This window comes from Lysinibacillus sp. FW301-JW8, from assembly GCF_058788755.1.
In genome coordinates, this window is the sequence record NZ_JBYTBB010000009.1 from 58,460 (window position 1) to 76,833 (window position 18,374).

The 18,374-nt window shown below is 33.8% G+C and carries 16 protein-coding genes and 1 pseudogene; 12 read left to right on the forward strand and 5 right to left on the reverse strand.

The window, feature by feature from the left end; all coding sequences use genetic code 11:
- The first annotated feature begins 35 nt into the window (after positions 1–35).
- Together AC3WOM_RS05865 and AC3WOM_RS05870 are read left to right on the forward strand one after the other, a co-directional pair.
- A complete protein-coding gene (locus AC3WOM_RS05865) occupies positions 36–905 on the forward strand; it encodes a LysR substrate-binding domain-containing protein (RefSeq protein WP_492445573.1) in 870 nt (289 codons plus the stop codon).
- A gap of 433 nt (positions 906–1,338) precedes the next feature.
- Complete coding sequence (locus AC3WOM_RS05870) at positions 1,339–2,547, forward strand: DUF445 domain-containing protein (protein ID WP_492445624.1); 1,209 nt, start codon at positions 1,339–1,341, stop codon at positions 2,545–2,547.
- 216 nt (positions 2,548–2,763) lie between these two features.
- Here AC3WOM_RS05870 and AC3WOM_RS05875 read toward each other — a convergent pair.
- Both AC3WOM_RS05875 and AC3WOM_RS05880 read right to left on the reverse strand, forming a co-directional pair.
- Positions 2,764–2,911: pseudogene (locus AC3WOM_RS05875) on the reverse strand (IS3 family transposase); the annotation flags it as partial.
- A gap of 145 nt (positions 2,912–3,056) precedes the next feature.
- Positions 3,057–3,212 carry a flagellin gene (locus AC3WOM_RS05880; RefSeq protein ID WP_492445575.1) on the reverse strand — a complete coding sequence of 52 codons (156 nt, stop codon included), beginning with the start codon at positions 3,210–3,212 and terminating at the stop codon, positions 3,057–3,059.
- Here AC3WOM_RS05880 and AC3WOM_RS05885 point away from each other — a divergent pair.
- The 7 genes from AC3WOM_RS05885 (at position 3,139) to AC3WOM_RS05915 (ending at position 11,066) form a co-directional block, all read left to right on the forward strand.
- Positions 3,139–3,312: an S-layer homology domain-containing protein gene (locus AC3WOM_RS05885; protein WP_492445577.1), complete on the forward strand. Its 174-nt coding sequence runs from the start codon at positions 3,139–3,141 to the stop codon at positions 3,310–3,312. The two genes, AC3WOM_RS05880 and AC3WOM_RS05885, sit on opposite strands and share 74 nt — an antisense overlap.
- Positions 3,313–3,687: 375 nt before the next feature.
- On the forward strand, positions 3,688–4,515 hold the full coding sequence (locus AC3WOM_RS05890; protein WP_492445579.1) for a helix-turn-helix transcriptional regulator: 828 nt from the start codon (positions 3,688–3,690) through the stop codon (positions 4,513–4,515).
- 86 nt (positions 4,516–4,601) lie between these two features.
- A complete protein-coding gene (locus AC3WOM_RS05895) occupies positions 4,602–5,567 on the forward strand; it encodes an ABC transporter substrate-binding protein (RefSeq protein ID WP_492445580.1) in 966 nt (321 codons plus the stop codon).
- Positions 5,568–5,628: 61 nt separating this feature from the next.
- A complete protein-coding gene (locus AC3WOM_RS05900; RefSeq protein WP_492445581.1) occupies positions 5,629–5,967 on the forward strand; it encodes a cupin domain-containing protein in 339 nt (112 codons plus the stop codon).
- 345 nt (positions 5,968–6,312) lie between these two features.
- Positions 6,313–7,560, forward strand: a complete 1,248-nt coding sequence (locus tag AC3WOM_RS05905; RefSeq protein WP_492445583.1) for a TerD family protein — start codon at positions 6,313–6,315, stop codon at positions 7,558–7,560.
- Between the two features lie 74 nt (positions 7,561–7,634).
- Complete coding sequence (locus AC3WOM_RS05910; RefSeq protein ID WP_492445585.1) at positions 7,635–8,885, forward strand: vWA domain-containing protein; 1,251 nt, start codon at positions 7,635–7,637, stop codon at positions 8,883–8,885.
- Positions 8,886–9,191: 306 nt separating this feature from the next.
- Positions 9,192–11,066, forward strand: coding sequence for a leucine-rich repeat domain-containing protein (locus tag AC3WOM_RS05915; RefSeq protein WP_492445586.1), 1,875 nt, complete (start codon positions 9,192–9,194; stop codon positions 11,064–11,066).
- Positions 11,067–11,413: 347 nt separating this feature from the next.
- Here AC3WOM_RS05915 and AC3WOM_RS05920 read toward each other — a convergent pair whose 3' ends face one another.
- On the reverse strand, positions 11,414–12,334 hold the full coding sequence (locus AC3WOM_RS05920; protein WP_492445588.1) for a hypothetical protein: 921 nt from the start codon (positions 12,332–12,334) through the stop codon (positions 11,414–11,416).
- Between the two features lie 509 nt (positions 12,335–12,843).
- On the opposite strand from AC3WOM_RS05920, the gene AC3WOM_RS05925 reads away from it, so the two are divergent.
- Entirely contained in the window at positions 12,844–14,154 is a 1,311-nt protein-coding gene (locus AC3WOM_RS05925) for an S-layer homology domain-containing protein (protein WP_492445590.1), read from the forward strand.
- Positions 14,155–14,326: 172 nt separating this feature from the next.
- On the opposite strand, the gene AC3WOM_RS05930 is transcribed toward AC3WOM_RS05925, so the two are convergent.
- On the reverse strand, positions 14,327–15,649 hold the full coding sequence (locus AC3WOM_RS05930) for a DUF4179 domain-containing protein (RefSeq protein ID WP_492445592.1): 1,323 nt from the start codon (positions 15,647–15,649) through the stop codon (positions 14,327–14,329).
- Positions 15,646–16,152, reverse strand: a complete 507-nt coding sequence (locus tag AC3WOM_RS05935; RefSeq protein ID WP_492445594.1) for a sigma-70 family RNA polymerase sigma factor — start codon at positions 16,150–16,152, stop codon at positions 15,646–15,648. Before AC3WOM_RS05935 ends, AC3WOM_RS05930 begins: the two co-directional genes overlap by 4 nt.
- A 237-nt stretch (positions 16,153–16,389) precedes the next feature.
- Here AC3WOM_RS05935 and AC3WOM_RS05940 point away from each other — a divergent pair, with 237 nt between their 5' ends.
- Positions 16,390–17,970 carry a histidine kinase N-terminal 7TM domain-containing diguanylate cyclase gene (locus tag AC3WOM_RS05940; RefSeq protein WP_492445595.1) on the forward strand — a complete coding sequence of 527 codons (1,581 nt, stop codon included), beginning with the start codon at positions 16,390–16,392 and terminating at the stop codon, positions 17,968–17,970.
- A gap of 145 nt (positions 17,971–18,115) precedes the next feature.
- Positions 18,116–18,307 (forward strand): hypothetical protein, encoded by a 192-nt coding sequence (locus AC3WOM_RS05945; RefSeq protein WP_427549777.1) that lies wholly within the window; start codon positions 18,116–18,118, stop codon positions 18,305–18,307.
- Positions 18,308–18,374 lie beyond the last annotated feature (67 nt).

Sequence of the window (18,374 nt, forward strand, 5' to 3'; positions counted from 1 at the left end):
CAATAGGTTTTGGCTATAGAAAAGGAGAATTTGATATGGAAATTAGACAATTAAATTACTTCCTTATGCTGTGTAAGGAGTTACATTTTTCTGAAGCTGCTTTTAAATTGGGGATTTCTCAACCGACGTTAAGTCAGCAGATACGTGTCCTAGAGGGGGAAATAGGGGCACCATTATTCGATCGAATTGGCAAAAAAACAGTGAAAACGGAAGCTGGTGAGTTACTTGAGCACTATGCTCTAAAAGTTCATCAGGATTTAGAAAATGCCAAGAAAGCTATCTCTGATTTGATAGATTTAAACAAGGGACATTTGCGCATAGCAATACTGCCTTCGGATCTTGATTATCGCTTAACCGAGATTTTAATTGATTTTCGAAAGGAATTCCCCAACACGAAAGTGCAAGTATTTCCGACAATAGAAAGTTTAACAAAAGTGCTAGGTAATGTAGTGGATATTGGCATTGGTTTAAAGGTAGAAGCAAATTCTTATTTAGAGCGTATTCCATTCTATACGGAGAGGTACAGTCTATTTGTGAATGAAAATCATGACTTATCTCAGAGGAAGAGCGTCAAACCAGAAGAGTTGGTAGATATACCACTTGTTATGTATCCTCAAGGGAAATGTGGTCGTGACCTAATCGATAAATGGTGTGATAGACAAGGAATAACGATTAATAGTGTTATGGAAACTGGCTCGGCTACATCATTATTTCAACTCGTTCAAAAAGACATTGGTGCTACTATTCAACCTAGCCAACTTATCGAAAACTTCCAATCGCTAGGTATTCGATCAATACCCATTGAAAATGCACCAACGAGGGAACTTGATATCTTCTATCGTAACGACAAATATTTGAGTAAAGCAGCTGAAGGTTTCATGAAAAGAGTTATAGAACGATTTTAGAAGTAGAGCTCTGATTTACTTCTAAAATAGTCTAAACGATTCATCGGTATGTCATTTAGGTCAGTGGATATAAGAACTTCTATAAAATAAGATATTCTTTAGAAGTGAATCCTCAAGTTGAACTGAATTTATTAAGAGCACTTTTATTTAAAAATAAATATAAAGAAGAATACAAGCTTAATTTTTCAGGTAAACTTTAATAGATAATCTTTATAATTTACAATGCACATATTACAAGAAAGATTATTTATCAGAGACCTTATCATAAGTAAAGGCTATTTTTAGTAACAAGGAAAGAGAATCAATAAAAGTATATTCTAAAATTTAAAATCTGATTAAATGTAATATGTATTAAAAATAATTTAAGAGGTTAATTACATTGAAAAAAAAAGGAAAGAAATCAAATTATTTAGCGAAAATTTCTTTAGGAGTTATGAGTGCTGGTTTTCTTATAACAATTCCTTTTCAAGAAACCTTTACTGGGCGATTATTGCAAGGTGGATTTGAGGCAGGGCTTGTTGGAGGACTGGCAGATTGGTTTGCTGTTACTGCTCTTTTTCGCCATCCAATGGGCATCCCTATTCCACATACCGCATTGCTTCCAAAAAACCGAGATAGAATGATTATAGGTCTTATCTCCATGCTTGAAAAAGATTGGTTGACTAAAGACAGTATTAAAGAGAAAATCAAACAAATTAATTTTGCAGATAAACTCATACAAATTGCTGAGAAAGAATTGTCATCAGTAACTTTGAAAAGAAGAATCAGTTCGATCCTTAATGAGATAATCAACTCTGTAAATTTAGAAAAATTAGCTCTATTTATTGAAAAGGAGTTAAAGGAATATCTTCATACTTTAAAAGTAGAAAAATTTCTTCAATCTATAATTACTCAAGCACTAAACAGAAAATTAGATGAAAAAGCTTTGAATTATATCTTGATTGAAATCGAAAAGTGGATGTCTAAAGAAGAGACAAAGCGAAAAATAGGAATAATGGCCAAACAATTACTTGATAATATCGAGGCAGATGGCTTTTTAAAGGTGGCAATTAGTTCTTTTAGAAATTTTATAAATGAGGAAAAGCTAGGAAATATGCTTCAACCATTCATTCTTAAAAAAATTATTCTTTTACAAAAAGATGATAATCCATATAGACATTTGATCCTTTCTCGAATTCGTGAAGAGTTAGAGAGTATACAAGATAAGGAAGAATTAATGGTTGAAATAAATAATTGGAAGAATACACTAGTAAACAATTGGAGCCCGGTAGATCAAATTACTGAGATTTTAAAGCAACTACAGAAAAAGTTGATCCTTCTAGTCGAAGATGAAGAATTTATTGACAGGTATGTGATTTCATTTATTCAAAACTTTATAAATAGCATACAAGAGACACCTGAAAAAATGGAAAGTATTGAAAATTGGATTCAAAAGCAAATTTTATATTACCTTGATAAGAACCATTCAAAAATAGGAGTTCTTGTTAAAGAAAATCTGGAAAAATTGGATAATGAGACTCTTATCAATATGATGGAAAATAACATTGGTAAGGATTTGCAATGGATACGAGTGAATGGAGCTATATGCGGGTTCTCCATAGGAATTATCTTAACAATTCTCAAAGCCTATTTTATAGGATAAATCAGTAAGAACCTTATTTAGATTCAGATTGGAGAACCGTATCATAAGTAATCACATGGTTGGAATTCCAAATGACTCATTATTATCAATAAAGAGTATTAAAAGATAGCACCTATGTAAGATATTTGCGTGTATCTTCAAGCCCTAACACACCCTATTCTTCATAGGTTGCTTGCCAACGTGTTAAAACTGATTTTGCTCGGTGAATCCCTACCAGTTCGATATAGAAGCCTGCATCTTCAAAGATTTCACGTGAACATTTTCCTTTTTCATATTCCGCAATCGCTATTACCTTAAATTCATCTGTGTAAGTTGTCCCTTTTTCACTAACAGCTTTTACATAAGGATGTATCAGGAGTAATATTTGTTCTTGATCAGTAAATAGTTTTCTTTGACATAAGTTCTGCTCCATTTAGTTGTAATGTTCATTATAAATAAAAGTACCCAGTAGGAGAGACTTTTTTAACTGTCTATCTTATAGGGTACATTTTAGAAATGGTGCTGTTTTTTTAATTATTACCTAATAACTTCAGAACCTCTTGGCTCATTTGATTGATCTGAGCCATCATGGCTTGGGAAGATTGTAATAAAATGCGATCTTTATTTAATTTAGTAATCTCATTAGCCATATCGGCATCACGTAAATCATTAGCCGCAAAAGGCATTGTACTAGGGGATAATGGTTACTTCTATCCGAATGAACCATTAACACGTGCACAGTTCGCTATACTATTGTATCGCATATTACAATTAACAGAGAATTAAACGAAAAGACGATGACGGGCATAATTTGTCATCGTCTTTTTTTAGAATAAATTCAGGAAATTGCAATAAATGTGATGAGATTTCGTAAGCTACTAATGCCTGATCTCCATACTTGATAAGAAAAAGGTTAAAGATGAGCGAAATTGCTCCAAGAAAATACTCATAATATTAATGGAAACACCGATTTTGAAAACATTGTTCAAAATGCTCTTAGCTTTGAACCATTTTATGATACTCGTAGTTCTGATCTGTCTACATTGACAATGATAATCATTATCGATAATGTGAAAATAGGCGAGTGTTCTTTTGCCACCTTTCCGCATTCCAGCGGTAGATTTTTGATGGATTCACTATTATTGAGATGAGGTATGCAATATGGAAATCGACGTTAATCAGTTAGCAGTGCATTTAGCACACACTCCTTTTCAAGTAGAAGGAGTATATCGATATTCTAGAGATTCAGGTGTGCCCTACGCCGACTTTACAGATTCCTTTCCTGGATTTGTATTTCCGCTTACAGGGAAGATACAATTTCAATTTAATGGTACTCCTTATATCTTTTCGCCAGGAAAAGTTGTGCATGGGGGTGCAAATATGAAACTAGATCAAGAAAATTTCAGTAATATCAATTGGGAATATATTCTTGTTCAATATAGGATATGCAATTCTGAACTAGAAGAGTCAAGCTTTTCCCATCAGCATTTTGAATTATCAACAGGACAATCTCCCCGTCTTATCGAATTAATTATGCGTCTTTGGCATGTGTATAATCAGCGTGGTGGCATTTCGATGTTTCAGACCGAAATGCTTTTTCGTGATGTATTGAATGAAGCCTTATTATGTGTTGCTAATAGGCAAAATAACTATGAATCGCATGCTTTATTCGAACGGGTATCTAATTATATTCATGAATACTATTATCAAAGCCTTACAATAGCATCGCTTGCAGAACAAAATAACGTTAATCGAAATCGACTTTCTTATGTATTTAGAAGACATGCAGGTATGGGACCCGCAGAATACTTATTAAAATATCGTATAAACAAGGCACAAGAAATGCTATTCACAAGTGATGCGCCTGTACAAGAAATTGCGCAAACTGTTGGGATTGCTGACCCCTTTTATTTTAGTAGAGTGTTCAAGAAACAATTCGGTATTTCTCCTACTGAATATCGAGAGAAGTTCATCAATAATCCATGCTAATTTCAACAGGCATCCATTCAATTCTAAAATTACCTTTACTATACTAATGTCATACCAAAGAAAATACTATGGTGGAGGAATATTGAATGCTAAAGATTAAAGGTCTGCTAATCTCAATGCTATTATTAGCAGGCATACTAGCAGGTTGTAATGAAACACCTGCTGATAATAAAGAATCAACTACATCGGCAGTTAATGTAGATGCAACTGATTGGCCAAGAACATTTAAGGATGCCTTAGGTAAAGAAATTGTTATCGAAGAAAAGCCAAAAAAAGTGGTCTCGTTATGGTACTTTTATCCTGAAATATTAGTTGCATTAGGTGAGCCACCTGCTGCTACTACTGATAAAGAGTATCTATCTTCTTTATCTTATTTAAATGGAAAAATGGATTCAGCAGAAGAATTAGGTGATAAATTGTCTCCTAATATTGAAAAAGTTCTATCTACTGAGCCTGATATTATTTTAGCAACAGAGCATCAGGAAAAATTGTATGATTCACTTGAAAAAGTTGCACCGATCATTACATTAAATTCCAAGGACATCTATGAAAATTGGCAATATGGACTTCGAACTGTAGCCGAGATTATTGGGAAGGAAGACGAAGCAGAAAATGTAATTGAAAAAATGATGAAAGAAATTACAAATGGGCGTAAAGCATTAAAGTCCATTCAAGGGGAGTCAGTAGCACTTATTTTGTCTTGGGATGGAAAAACTTTTAATGTTCTAGGTGAAGAAAATCCAGTTTATACACTTGCGTTTGATAAAGAAAAGGGGCTGGGGCTTACACCAGATGATACATTTAAAGGCACTAATAATGAATTTACTTCGTTTGAAGGAATTTCAACTGTTCAAGCAGATCATATTTTCCTTATAGGTGACATTACGAAGAAGGAAAAATTAATGAATGGCTTAAAACAAAGTAATGTATGGAATAATCTAAATGCTGTAAAGAAAGGTAATATCCATTTAATGGACACATCTGCGATTACTGGTGGTCCATTAGCTATCGAATACGCTTTGCAAAATATAACGAATGTCTTAAATAAGTAAGAGGAAAAAATCACCGAAAACAAATGGCATCATAAAGATCAAAAAATAAGGAGAGATGAGTATGCATTATCAAGCTATTAATCTGAATGAGGAGCTATCTCAAATCAACGAGCTCTGGTCACCGAAAGTCGTTGGTGAAATAAATGATTTTCTATTTAAGTTGATTAAGATTGATGGGGATTTTATCTGGCACAATCATGAAGGCGCAGATAAGGTATTCATTGTAATCGAAGGAGAAATGTTCATTGATTTTCGTGATGGTCAGGTGAAAATCTCCAAGGGAGAGATGTTTATTGTTCCGGGAGGGGCCGATCAAAAGCCTTTCGCCAAAAAGGAATGCCATATCATGTTGGTTGAGCCTAAAGGCGTAGTAAACAATAACAGTACTGAGTCCGAATAAAGCCGATGCTTGTCGTTAATATTTGCTACTAGTATGAAGTCAATTTATATGAAAAAAATTCATGTGAATCTAGTTAATTATATCAAAAGTCGCCTTTCAATACTAAATAGGGGCGACTTTTTCGTTACCTCTGTTTATGTTTAAGTGTTTGATATCTAAATCTACTAAATTAAAACGAAAAATTTTTATAGTATTTTTACTTAAAAATCAAGAAATAGCTTTCTGTATTTGGTTGTATTTACTAATTTTATGATACTATAAAAATACATAATATTTCAAAAAATGTAGAGTGTAATTTTATGAAATTCTTAGATTATCAATAGATAGGCGTAAGGAGAGGTTTAAATGAATCAATTTCTTCAAATGGGAGCAAATACAGTTTTAAGTTCTCCAAAAGGTACTGTTACAGTTAGCTACGAAATGTCTAATTCGATCGATATTTCCTTAACAGCTTTCCTTTTAACTGACTCAGGTAAGGTAGAAGGAGATAGTGGAATTATTTTTTATAATCAGCCAAAGAGTTCTTCTGGTGTAGCTACGCTTATACCATCTGAGAATGTAGGCAATACAAAAGTACATAAAATTAATTTTGACATGAGTAAAGTTCCTGAAAGTATTACTAAAATAGCTATAACTCTTACAGAGGATAATAGTACAGGATTTTCAAATGTGAAAAATTTGAAGGCAGAGATATGTTCCGATAATACTATTATTCAGTTAACCCCATTTAGTTTCGCAAATGAAAATGGAATTGTAGTATTAGAATTATATCTAAGGAATGGTCAGACAAAAGCAAGATCAATCTGGCGTGGATTTGATTCTGGGCTTAAAGGGTTATGTGATAATTACGGGGTTGAGGTTGAACCTGATGAGCAAAACAAGCCTTCTGATACTAAAACTATAAAAAAACATACACCGCAAGAACCTGATAAACCCCTAACTGTTCCTGAGAATAAGAAAAGACAAAACATATTGTCATCGATAAACCTTGAAAAGGTAAAGGGTAAGATAAGTCTGAATAAAGGTCAAAGGCCAGTTATCATTGATAAAACACCAGAAATTACAGCTACAGTATCTTGGAAGACGGGTACAGATTATGATATATATGCTTTAGTCTATACAAAGGATGGTAAGCAGATAGATGTAGCTATGTTTGGGGCGAAAGGAACACCTCCACTGAGGAATTTTGGCAATGGAGCTGTCGAACATATGGGGGATGTTGGGAGAGATAGTCGATCCACCAAGACAGAAGTAATCAAATTAAGGTTAAATAATAATATTCTTGCAGTTGTTCCTGTGGTTTACTCTGCTCAGTCAAATGGCACAGGCTCATTCTACAGATACAAGGTTTCCATAAGTATAGACAATCATAATGGAACCTCCGTTACAATATTCGCCAAGAATGCAAATAATAATGATAGAATTTATTCCTGTGTTCCCGGAATACTTCATAATACGCAAGATGGAGTTATTATCAGCCCATTAGAGCTTTATAGTACACCAAATTCAGAGCGTAGACCGAAACTTAGGATGGGGTCTTCAAATATGGTAGAAGTTATAATGGATAAAGGACCAATAAATGATTATAAGTAGGCTAGAACTATATAAAATTTGAAAATATACATAGATTTAGGGATGGGATAATAACAGTATAAAGGGGTTTTGATATGGCTAACATTGTTTCTCTACAAAAAGGTGGTAATACGATTCTTTCAGAGAGTGGTAGTATCACCGTGGAAGTGCGATGGGACTCTACGTCTGTATTAGATGTTAGTTCTTTTTTGGTAGCTGCTAATGGTAAAGTTCCATCAGATGATTATATGATATTTTATAACCAAGAAACAGATCCAGAACGAAGTGTTTTGTTGAAAGAAAATGACATGAATAAAGTGGTTTTTACTATTCAGTTAGAGAAGCTTTCACCCACTATACAGCATTGTTTTTTTACAGCAACATTAGAAGGAAATTCAGCATTTGATACAGTTCAAGGGCTAAGTATCACTGTAAAGGGAACGCACGGAGAAGTTTGTTATCAAATCGATGATGCTACTGAAGAAAGGGCATTGGTTCTTGCAGAAGTATATCGACACCAAACAAAATTTAAATTCCGAGCGATTGGTAGAGGATTTAATGGTGGGTTAAAGCCTTTAGCTGAATCGTATGGAGTGGAGATTGAAGAGCCTGAAGTGCATGAAGCTCCATCTGTTCCTCACAGTGAACCTGTTCAAGAAGTTAATTTAACAAAAATTGATTTACTGAAAAGAAAAGTTTCAATTTCGTTGGAAAAGAAGAAAATTGCATATGAGAAATCACGTGTAGCAGTTGTTTTTGATGCATCAGGCTCTATGACACAGCTATATCGAAATGGTACCATTCAACGTGCTTTTGAGCGTGTGCTAGCCGTCGCTGCCTGTATGGACGATAATGGCGAATTAGATGTTTGGTTCTTTGGGTCTAAATTTATGAAAGCGAAAAGTGTAACAGAGAGAGATTTTGAGGATTATATTAAACAAACATATCCTGGACCCAAAATATTAGGTGGTCTAGGTATGGATAATAATGAGCCTCCTGTTATGAAGGATATTATCCATCATTATGTAAAAAATGAACCAAGAAAAGATATGCCAGCATATATAATATTTTTCAGCGATGGTGGAATATATAAAGATAAAGAGATTTCAAAAATATTAGTGGATGCTTCTAAACAAAATCTATTCTGGCAATTTGTTGGGCTAGGAAATGCGAATTATGGAGTTCTTCGAAAGTTGGATAATTTGCCGGGACGAAAAGTTGATAATGCTAATTTTTTTGCCTTAGATGATTTAGATAAAATATCAGATGAAGAGCTATATAATCGTCTTCTAAATGAGTTCCCAATTTGGCTGAAGGAAGCAAGGAAAAAGGGAATTTTACATTGAAGAGATGGAAATTAGGTAGTTAGCAAGGATAAACTATATTTTGACCAAAACGGCTCTACTTCCATTCCATTTATTATTTGTGGAATGATATTGTTCATTCCAATTAACAGAAAACAAAATGAAGAGACGACGACATATACCTTGTCATCGTCTCTCTTACATTTATTACGTAAACCAGGGGGATTTTAGGGATAAAGGAAATATTGACATTTTTATTTTAGACAACTAAGCTTATTGAAAAATAAATATATTTGGGTTGGGAACATTTTATTGGCTAGACAAAAATGGTTGACTAGGAGGGCGCCAATGGGACTTATTAAATTAAATTGTCCAAATTGTAATGGGAAAATCGAATATAAAGAGAGGCAGTCATTTAGATGTCCTTTTTGTGAAACTGAATTAATGTTGAAGGAGAATAATGTCTATTATGTTGATCAGACGATTAATAATTATTATGGAACAACTCCTCCTAAAACAAAAACACATCCAAATACGAATCTAAAGGCGCTTTTAATTGTGCCAATCGTAATTATTTGTGCATTCTTTGGGTATTTTCTTTTGAGCAATAATCAAACTGAATATGGTAACCATGAAAAAATACCTGTTCGAACTATGCCGGAAAGCGAAGCTCTTTTGGTCTTTTTAAAAGATATTTTTAATAAAGGTGAAGCGATGCCGACTAAAGAAGAAATAGCAAGCATCCGCTATTTAACTACCTACTATACTGATAATCAGTGGCATTTTGATTACAGCTTTGATGACCCTTTTACGAATAAGCAGGCTGAAATTTCAAACTATATTGTTATGGATAAGATATTAAATACTCAAAAAATCGAACAAAAGGACTTTGAAGCCTTTACTGGACTGACTGTATTGAAGTTCATGAATGAATATGAAATATCTCAGAGTGAAAAAGTAAGCTTTCGACATCTGAAAAACTTAAAAAGCTATACAGGCAGCTTTAATGAATCATTTAGTAGAATTGCCGAATATTTTAGTGATAAGTCTAACGTTGTAGAGCTCTCTGTCCAAATTCGAAGTAATGATGAATTTGCATTATTATTAGAGTTTCCCAATCTTCGATCACTTGAGATTTCTTATTTGACCGAGACGGTTACAGACTTCCATCTGCTGAATCAACTGTCATTAAAATCATTGTCTTTAAGTTATACCAATGATTTAAAGTGGTTGTCTTCATTAACAGGTTTAGAATCGTTAGCAATAGATATGAGTGAGGCGACAGATTTTAGCGCGTTTTACTCATTGAATCAACTACAAGAATTGAAGCTTACATCGGTAAAAAATTTAAAAACGCTTGATTTTATACAAAACATGCCCAACCTGCAATCGCTTGATCTTGAAAATATGGATATTACGAATTTAGAGCGCCTTAGAGATAAGTCGTCATTAACTAAGCTGCGTTTAACTTCTCTTTATAAATTAGATTTACTTGATATTGTGAATAGCCTGACTTCATTGACCGATTTATCAATAATTGGTTATAGTGGCGAAATATCATCAATTGTAGCACCTCATTTAAAAAAAGCGGAATTAACAAGTTCTATCATTTCTAAGTTAGAGGCACCTGCTTTAAAAAACTTGACTGTATATATTAGAGGGTCGGAGTCGTATTTTAATGGAGCACAGTTACTAAAATATCCACAGCTAGAACAGCTTACCGCGATGGAGTATAGCGATTTTACAGGTATTAGTGCCTTAAATCGTCTACCAAATCTACAAACATTAAATTTTAATGAGACATCTTTTTACGATGAAACGAGTGAGTTATTTAATTTACAGCATGTAAAAACGATAAATTGTTATGAGTGTAAGTTTCGATTTAATAGTAAAAACTCTTTTAACAACAACATACTGGAACATTTGACATTGAATGATAGTTCCTTCCAAATAGGTAACGGTGAATGGTTGCATGAAGTTGATAAGGTCATGCCTTACTTTGCTGGCATTTCTGCTCTACGTTCATTTACAATGCAGGATAGCTCACTACAATCATTAAGTTTTATGGAGAATTGGCAACAAATTGAGATGCTTCATTTGGAAAATAACGCAATTACAAATGTAGAATCTTTAGTGAATTTGCCCAATTTGAAAAAGTTATATATCTTAGGAAATCAAGTGCAAAACAAGTCTGTTCTTGACAAAAGAATAATAATTTATTGAAGTAACGTGCTTTTTTAAGACGTGATCTATTGTGGAACCTAATGGCTGTTAAAGCGATTTGTCAGATAAGCTTATGAAAAGAACTTAATCTATGGGATAATCCCTTCAGGCTGTTAATTGATTTGCATAAGGAAGTTTTAGGGGAAATGTAAGTTTCGAAAAAGAGCCATTCCTAATAAAAGGAGTGGCTTTAGGTAAGCAAAAGGGAGTACATATCGTACCCCTTTTTTACAGCATAGTTGATTACATAATTTTGATAAAATTCAACTTTTCTACCGATTTAATAGGTGCGAATTTGATGAATTCATTTCCTGCTACTGATTCTTTAGTGACTGATTTTAGTTACTTTACTCCGGTGGATTATTGAGTGTATCCTTTAGTTGCCCCCCTTTGACTGCATCGTTGTAACGACCTATAAATGCCACGATGTGTGCTCTTGCAAGTTTTGTGTCTGCTCCAAAGTTTTCTAGTGTTTGCCCCCTAGATGGATTGCCTCCTGTTGTAAGACCATTTGCATACATGAAATCTACTGCTTGCTGAAGTGTTACTGATTTTCCATAATGCATTGAAACCAATGCTTGAGCCATTTGACCACGTGTCACTTGCTGTTTAGCAAAGTTGGCATTGGATGTAGAACCTTTTGTCATGATACCGTGGATGTTAGCTAAATGATACTCTACATACGCGAAGTTTGTAGCTGTCTTGTCCTTCATTGCGATTTTGGCAGATTCAAATTGAGTTCCATCACGGTAACGTAGCATAACATTCAGCATTTGGTATTCCGTTAGGCTTCCATATGGATCAATCCAATTTCCTACCCCTTTTGATGGCTGTGAAGGATGCTTTTGATTCTGATACCCCGTAATAAGACCTTGGTCAATTGCCCACTTCATATCCTTTGCCCAATACGTATTTGAATCATAGTCTTTGTACTTTTCTACAGATAATTTCTGTGTTTGTTGGACTACTGTTTGCTTGGGTTCCTGATTTTCTTTTAATGCTTTTAACTCTGGATCAGAGTAGTTCCTTGGCGAATTGTCACCTGTCACCCAATTTGGACTTGAAAAGATTTCATATCCTCTTTCTAAAACACCCTCAGTAATATAAATTACTCCATTATCTTCAGGTTCTGTTGTTCCCGCAATGCTTAAAGGTTTATTTGAAGCAGCCTTTGCTTCTTTTTCATCAATTTGTAAAAATAAACTTACTACTATTGAGCTCAGCATTATACCTTTTAGACTAAAGTTAATATATCTATTATAAGACATTATTATCCCTCCGATAATTTCATTTTATAAAGTTTGAAGGATAAAGTAAATGTATATTTAAAGTGTTATAGGGTAGAAAATCCTCTATCTATATAGGTGTAAAGTTGTGTATTCTTGTGTTTTAAAATTATGAGGATGTGACTTTTGGATAAACGGAAAATACTGAAATGTCATAATTAGATAAAATAATTAAAGAATGGTTATTAACAAGAAAGGTATTATGATCTAATTATAGAAATTTTGGGATAAACCGTTTATTTTTAGATAATAGTTATAAAGACTTAATGAAGAAATTAGATAGTGGAGATTTGACTGGCACCGCTAATGGGTACGTTTATGCCAATATGACAATGGCACATAAAAATATTAAAGAAGTAATAAAGTATTTAGATAAAAAAATAGGTAAATTATAAATATCAAAATATAAGTTTGAATATTATTCGGGATATTAAAAAGAGTAATATAAAATTATTACCTAATAGAGTAGTATTTGTTTTAGAGGTGATTAAATGAAGAAGTTATATTTAAGTACAATAGCTCTATCAATAAGTGTTGCAGGCTTTGTCCAACCAATAGAAACAGAAGCTGCACAAAAGTTTAAAGATGTAAGTTCGTCTCACTTTGCTTATGAAGCAATTAATTGGGCAAACAATGAAGGAATTATTAGCGGATATACAGATGGCACATTTAAACCCAATAATATGGTTACCGAGGCGCAATTTGCAAAAATGTTAGCTCTCTATTTTAATCTAAGTACTGCAAAGGGATCAATCGTCAAAAAAGCTGATCCTAAACATTGGGCAGATGATTATTATAATCAGTTAGCAAGCTATAGTGTACCGTTAAATGGTTATCTTTCGAATACGCTGCGTGATGAAAATGTTAAACGTGGTGTTGTAGCAGAGGCAATTGCTTATCTGGCACAGGATGAGCTGACTTTAGAAAAGAGTATTCAATATTTATACGATCACCAAATTTCAACAGGCCAAAATCCGAACGAGGCACTAATAGAACGTCATTTCGGAGCGAATAATTATTTAAATCGTGCACAGGCTGTCTCCTTCATACATAGATTGCATCTTGCTGGAATTGATTCTCTACAAGGGAAGCAAGCATTAATGCACTATAATTCCAATGAGAATATTACTAGTTTAGCCAAACTTGGAACAGGTTATTTATCATTCCATTTTGCAAAGGCAGATGCATATCAGGATCAGGATGTTTACCAGGCTTTTCAACGTGAACGAAGCGATTATTACAAGAGATTAAAGGATTCACTCGATACAGCTCCTTTTAAAATAGCTGATAGTCTTAAAACGAGCGATCATAATTTACAAATTTTTAATATCGAGGCATTAGATCTATTAAAGAGTTTACTAAAACCAGAAACTATCGATTATCTTAATAGACATTTCTCTGTCTTTAATGCATCTGCAGATAATACTTACTTTAACGTTATGTTTTCTGATAAAAATAATAAAGGTCTCCATATATCCTATTCACCAAATGATTTTTATCCAAAGTTGTATGGAAATCGTTCGTATAGTACGGTGGCGGCAGGTGACACCCTAGAAATCAATACTGCTATGGCAATGGCAATTAGTGATATTTCAGGAACAGCACGTACAGTAGCTGAAATTAATTCATACCAAAGTTGGATAGCTCAAAAGAAAAATGTAACTAATGAACATGGCTATCCCTATGGACGCACGATTCGTTTCGGAGTGAAAACATATTTGTCAGAAACATATATGAATTCACCTGGTTATATGTTTAGGTACTACCCTGATAAAACAAGAAATGAGGATTTAAAAGACTAGATAAAGTCTATTTAATATTGGGATTTTTTTAAACTATTTATTTGAATTATAAAACAGAGCTAATTTCAATCGAAATTGGCTCTGTTTCTATTGATTGGGCGATAAGTGCTTTTTTTGTATGATGTAAATAAGCCGATTTAATAACTAAAATCGGCTTTTCCTACTAAGATGTTTAATTTTTTTGAAGTTCGATTTGGATACGACCGCTTCCTTTTAAATATTGCTCATAGCGTGCAATCTCCAGTTTAATTGGATTAATTGGAAGTCTTTCAACATTCTCCATATCAAATTGCTGCCCAATTAGCATATAGTTTTCGTACTCTGAAATCCAAGTGCTATTTGAATAAAAAATATTCCCATCTGCGTCCACTAAATGGCTAAACACCCCTTTGTGTTCATTCTTTTTATATGGGGAAATTTTATATTGAATTTCAAAATTATCTTTTATTTCAAGCTCTATATTTATATTCTCAGGCTGACTAATAATTTTTCTCTTGTCAAAATCAACTATGATAAAATCATCAGCTTTATCAATTGCTTCAATTTCTCGCAGTTCAATTGTTATGCTTTTGGGCATTCGGAAATAATTACTTTCAAGCATAATACTAAATTGCTCATCTTCATAGTTACCAAATCCGACGACACCATTTTTAATTTTTCCCCATTCTTCTTGATGTTCATCATAGATGCGAATATCCTCAAAGCTTAGTATTCTCTTGGTATTTGTTGGATCAATCGACATTTTTAGCTCAGAACGAATCGGAGAAATAATAAGTTCATGGATTGTCATGCGTTGCCCATCGATAATAACATGTTTGTTGACAGTATAATGTTTGGATGCTTTCACATCATTTTTTAGTGTAAAAGGAATTTCAAATACTGTCTCAGGGTGGTCATTTAGCGATAATGTCAGCTTAAAATCCTTAGATGAATAGTCCAGACCTTGGCTGGTGGCAACATTAATTGTATTTTCTACTTCATATGTTCCTTTAGGCTGTGCTGCCCAGCTACTACCAACTGTTGCCTTTACTTGTTCACCTTTCTGTTTAACTTCCGTTACTATGCCTTTGAAAGTCGCTAAATCCTCATCCGAATTTAGTTTATAGGAAATAATCATTCCAGATTCATCTGCTACAACGCCTGTAATCATAAGTGTTTTACCATTAATGGTTTGGCTCGCATTTATATGCTCATAATATTCGTTGCTGACAATATCCTCAATTCCTTTATCGAAGGCAATCATTTCAACCAGTGGCTTTAAACCTGGGATTTGTGCAACAGCTTGTGCAAGAGCAGGAGATATTCGAATTGATCCAATAAAGGCAATCAATATAAAGGCAACAGTGATTGCTAAATGTAAAAATCGTTTATGGCGAGCCCTTTGTTTTAATCGCTTGAAAGCATAAAATTGTGATTCGGGCTGTAATGTGTCCACTGGCACTGATTCAAGTAATTCCTCATATCTTTGTTGCTGCTCTTTGTCAAAGCTATTCATGAAAAGCCCCCCTCTCCTAATAGTTGACGAAGCCTCTTTAAAGTTTTATGTAATCTAGACTTAACAGTACCCTCAGGAATATTTTTAAGGGTTGCAATCTCACTGTTTTTTAAATCCCTAAAGTACTTCAAATGAATAAGCTCCTGCTGTTCAATAGGTAGCTGTAAAATGACATCATTTAGTTCAAATAGCTCTGACATATACTGAGGCTGCTCCACTAAATTATTAGCTATGATTGTTTGTTTTTGCTGTCGCTTCATCATTAGACATGTATTGATAACAACTCGAACGAGCCATGTTTTAAAATATTGAGGCGTTTGAACTTTATGAATATTTTTTAGGCATTGAAATGTCATCTCTTGTAGAGCATCATTGGCATCATGCTCATTTCGCATATAGCTATAGGCAACTCGATACATAGACTCTTTATATAAACTTAAAAGCTGAAGTTGAGCAGCTTCATTTCCATCAATTGCATGTTTGGCAAGTTCGATTTCGTTCATCTCCATGCCTCCTTTACTGATTAGATGCACCAATTAAATAAATCGTTCATTTTATTTTTGAAAAATTAAAAATGATAGGTTAATATTTTATAAGACCCAATAAATGAGTTATCGAAAAATTTTTTATAAATGTAGCATTTAGCTTAGTTTAGTGAGTGCCCAGCTTTGACTAAGAAAGCTTTCCTATCTTTTTTATGCTGTAAAATTAAAATGTTGCTAAAGAAGAGGTACACAACCGTGAATTCACCATTGACTACTTTTATCACACTTGTTTGTACGTCAGGCGTATTAAATTTGTATCTTAGTGGGTACGTATTTTTTAAACGCCATAATTTTACGAAGATTGCTCAATTATTTATTTGTAATACGCTTTTGATAGCCATATACTGTTTTGCATCTGCTTTTGGTTTAATGTCTACTGCACTAAATGAAATAAAGTTTTGGACAGTTATTCAATATGTAGGAATGGCATTTTCACCTGCAATTGGATTATTGTTTATCATGCAGTACGTGGGCATAAATTTAAATAGGAAAATGTTTATTTCATTACTGATTATTCCTTTTATTAGTTTGCTATCAGTTGCAACGAATGATTTTCATCATTTTCATTATAGAGTGTTTGAAATAGACCCTAATTTGGGAGCACCTTACGTTTATCAGGAGATAGGTATTTGGTATATAATTCACGGTATATTTACGTTTGCTAGTATGTTTGTAGCATTTTTATTAGTGCTCTCTCATTGGAAGGAAACAACAAAGGTGTATCGTCCACAATTAATTTCGCTAATGTTTAGCCAGTTTGTTCCAATAATAACGGCATTTGTTTATTTAATTGGATTAACGCCTCCAGGATTTGATCCGGTCCCAATGGTTTTATGGATTTCCTCACTTTTATATCTATGGTCAATTAGCTCATCACGTTTGTTTAGAATTATGCCTATTACGAAAAATGCGATATTTAATAATATAAATGATGGGGTTATGGTGCTAGATGAATCCCAGCGATTAATTGAATTTAACGAAGCCTGTCAGAGGATGTTTCCGAAGCTGAACCGCACTATGTATGGTATGGATTTTGTGAAAGTCTGGTTTGAACTATCCGAGAAAAATATCCCCTTTAATATTGACATAACGGAGGGGTCAAAAGAATTTCAGCTAGATCTCACTATTTCAGAATGCCTTTCACGGACCTATCAGCTTCGCCTCTCATCAATACAACAGAAGAACAGTAGAAATGGAATGTTATTGATTTTTACTGATATTACGGAGCTTAAAAATCTACAAAAAAAATTAGAGCATCAGGCATATTATGATGAACTAACCCAAGTTTTTAATCGTCGGGCTTTTTTTCAGTATTGTACGGAGGGTTTTTTAGAGGCCAAGAAAGATCAAACAGCCTTTACTGTCGTTTTAATGGATATTGACTATTTTAAAAAAGTAAATGATACGTATGGCCATGCTGTTGGTGATCAAGTGCTTATTCATGTAGCACAGACTATTCAAAATCAATTGAAAGAGCGGGGACTTTTTGCTCGATATGGAGGCGAGGAGTTCGTTCTTGCATTCAATGGATTAACATCACTGGAGGGAGAAGCGATAGCTAATGAGCTCCGTTCCTATGTGGCATCACAGCCTCTAGAAACGCTGAAGGAAACAATCACAATTACGTTAAGCTGTGGTGTTGCAGAAGTAATAACCGAAGAAGAGGAAACGCTTTATCAGCTCCTTCATAAAGCTGATATGGCTTTATATTGTGCCAAGCAAGAAGGACGTAATCGTGTACATGTTTATAGAGAACCTGTAAAGCCTGAAATGTAGTAGCATTTCAGGCTTTAATATATCAATGACTAAATCTTTGTTGTTTATAAATAAAACTGCATGTGCTAGTGCAAACTTTAGATGAAAAGTCGACAAACTTTTGATTATGACTTTTCAAAAAATCAATGAAGGATGGTAGTCAAATATGAAAACAAATCATACCAACGCAACGCGATATGCGAAGAATTTACAAGCAAACCCAAATCGTCAGCAACAGGAGGAATTTGGTTCTGAGTTTGAAATCGATGCAGCTTCAGCACAAGTTAACAACTTTGCCGAAGCACAAGGAAAAACAGATATCAAACAGCCAGTAAGTGAGCGAACGGCATGGCACTAATTTATATTTGACAACTATTCAAAGCATTGAGATGGAGAACTAAGGTTTAGGCCTTAGTTCTAATTTT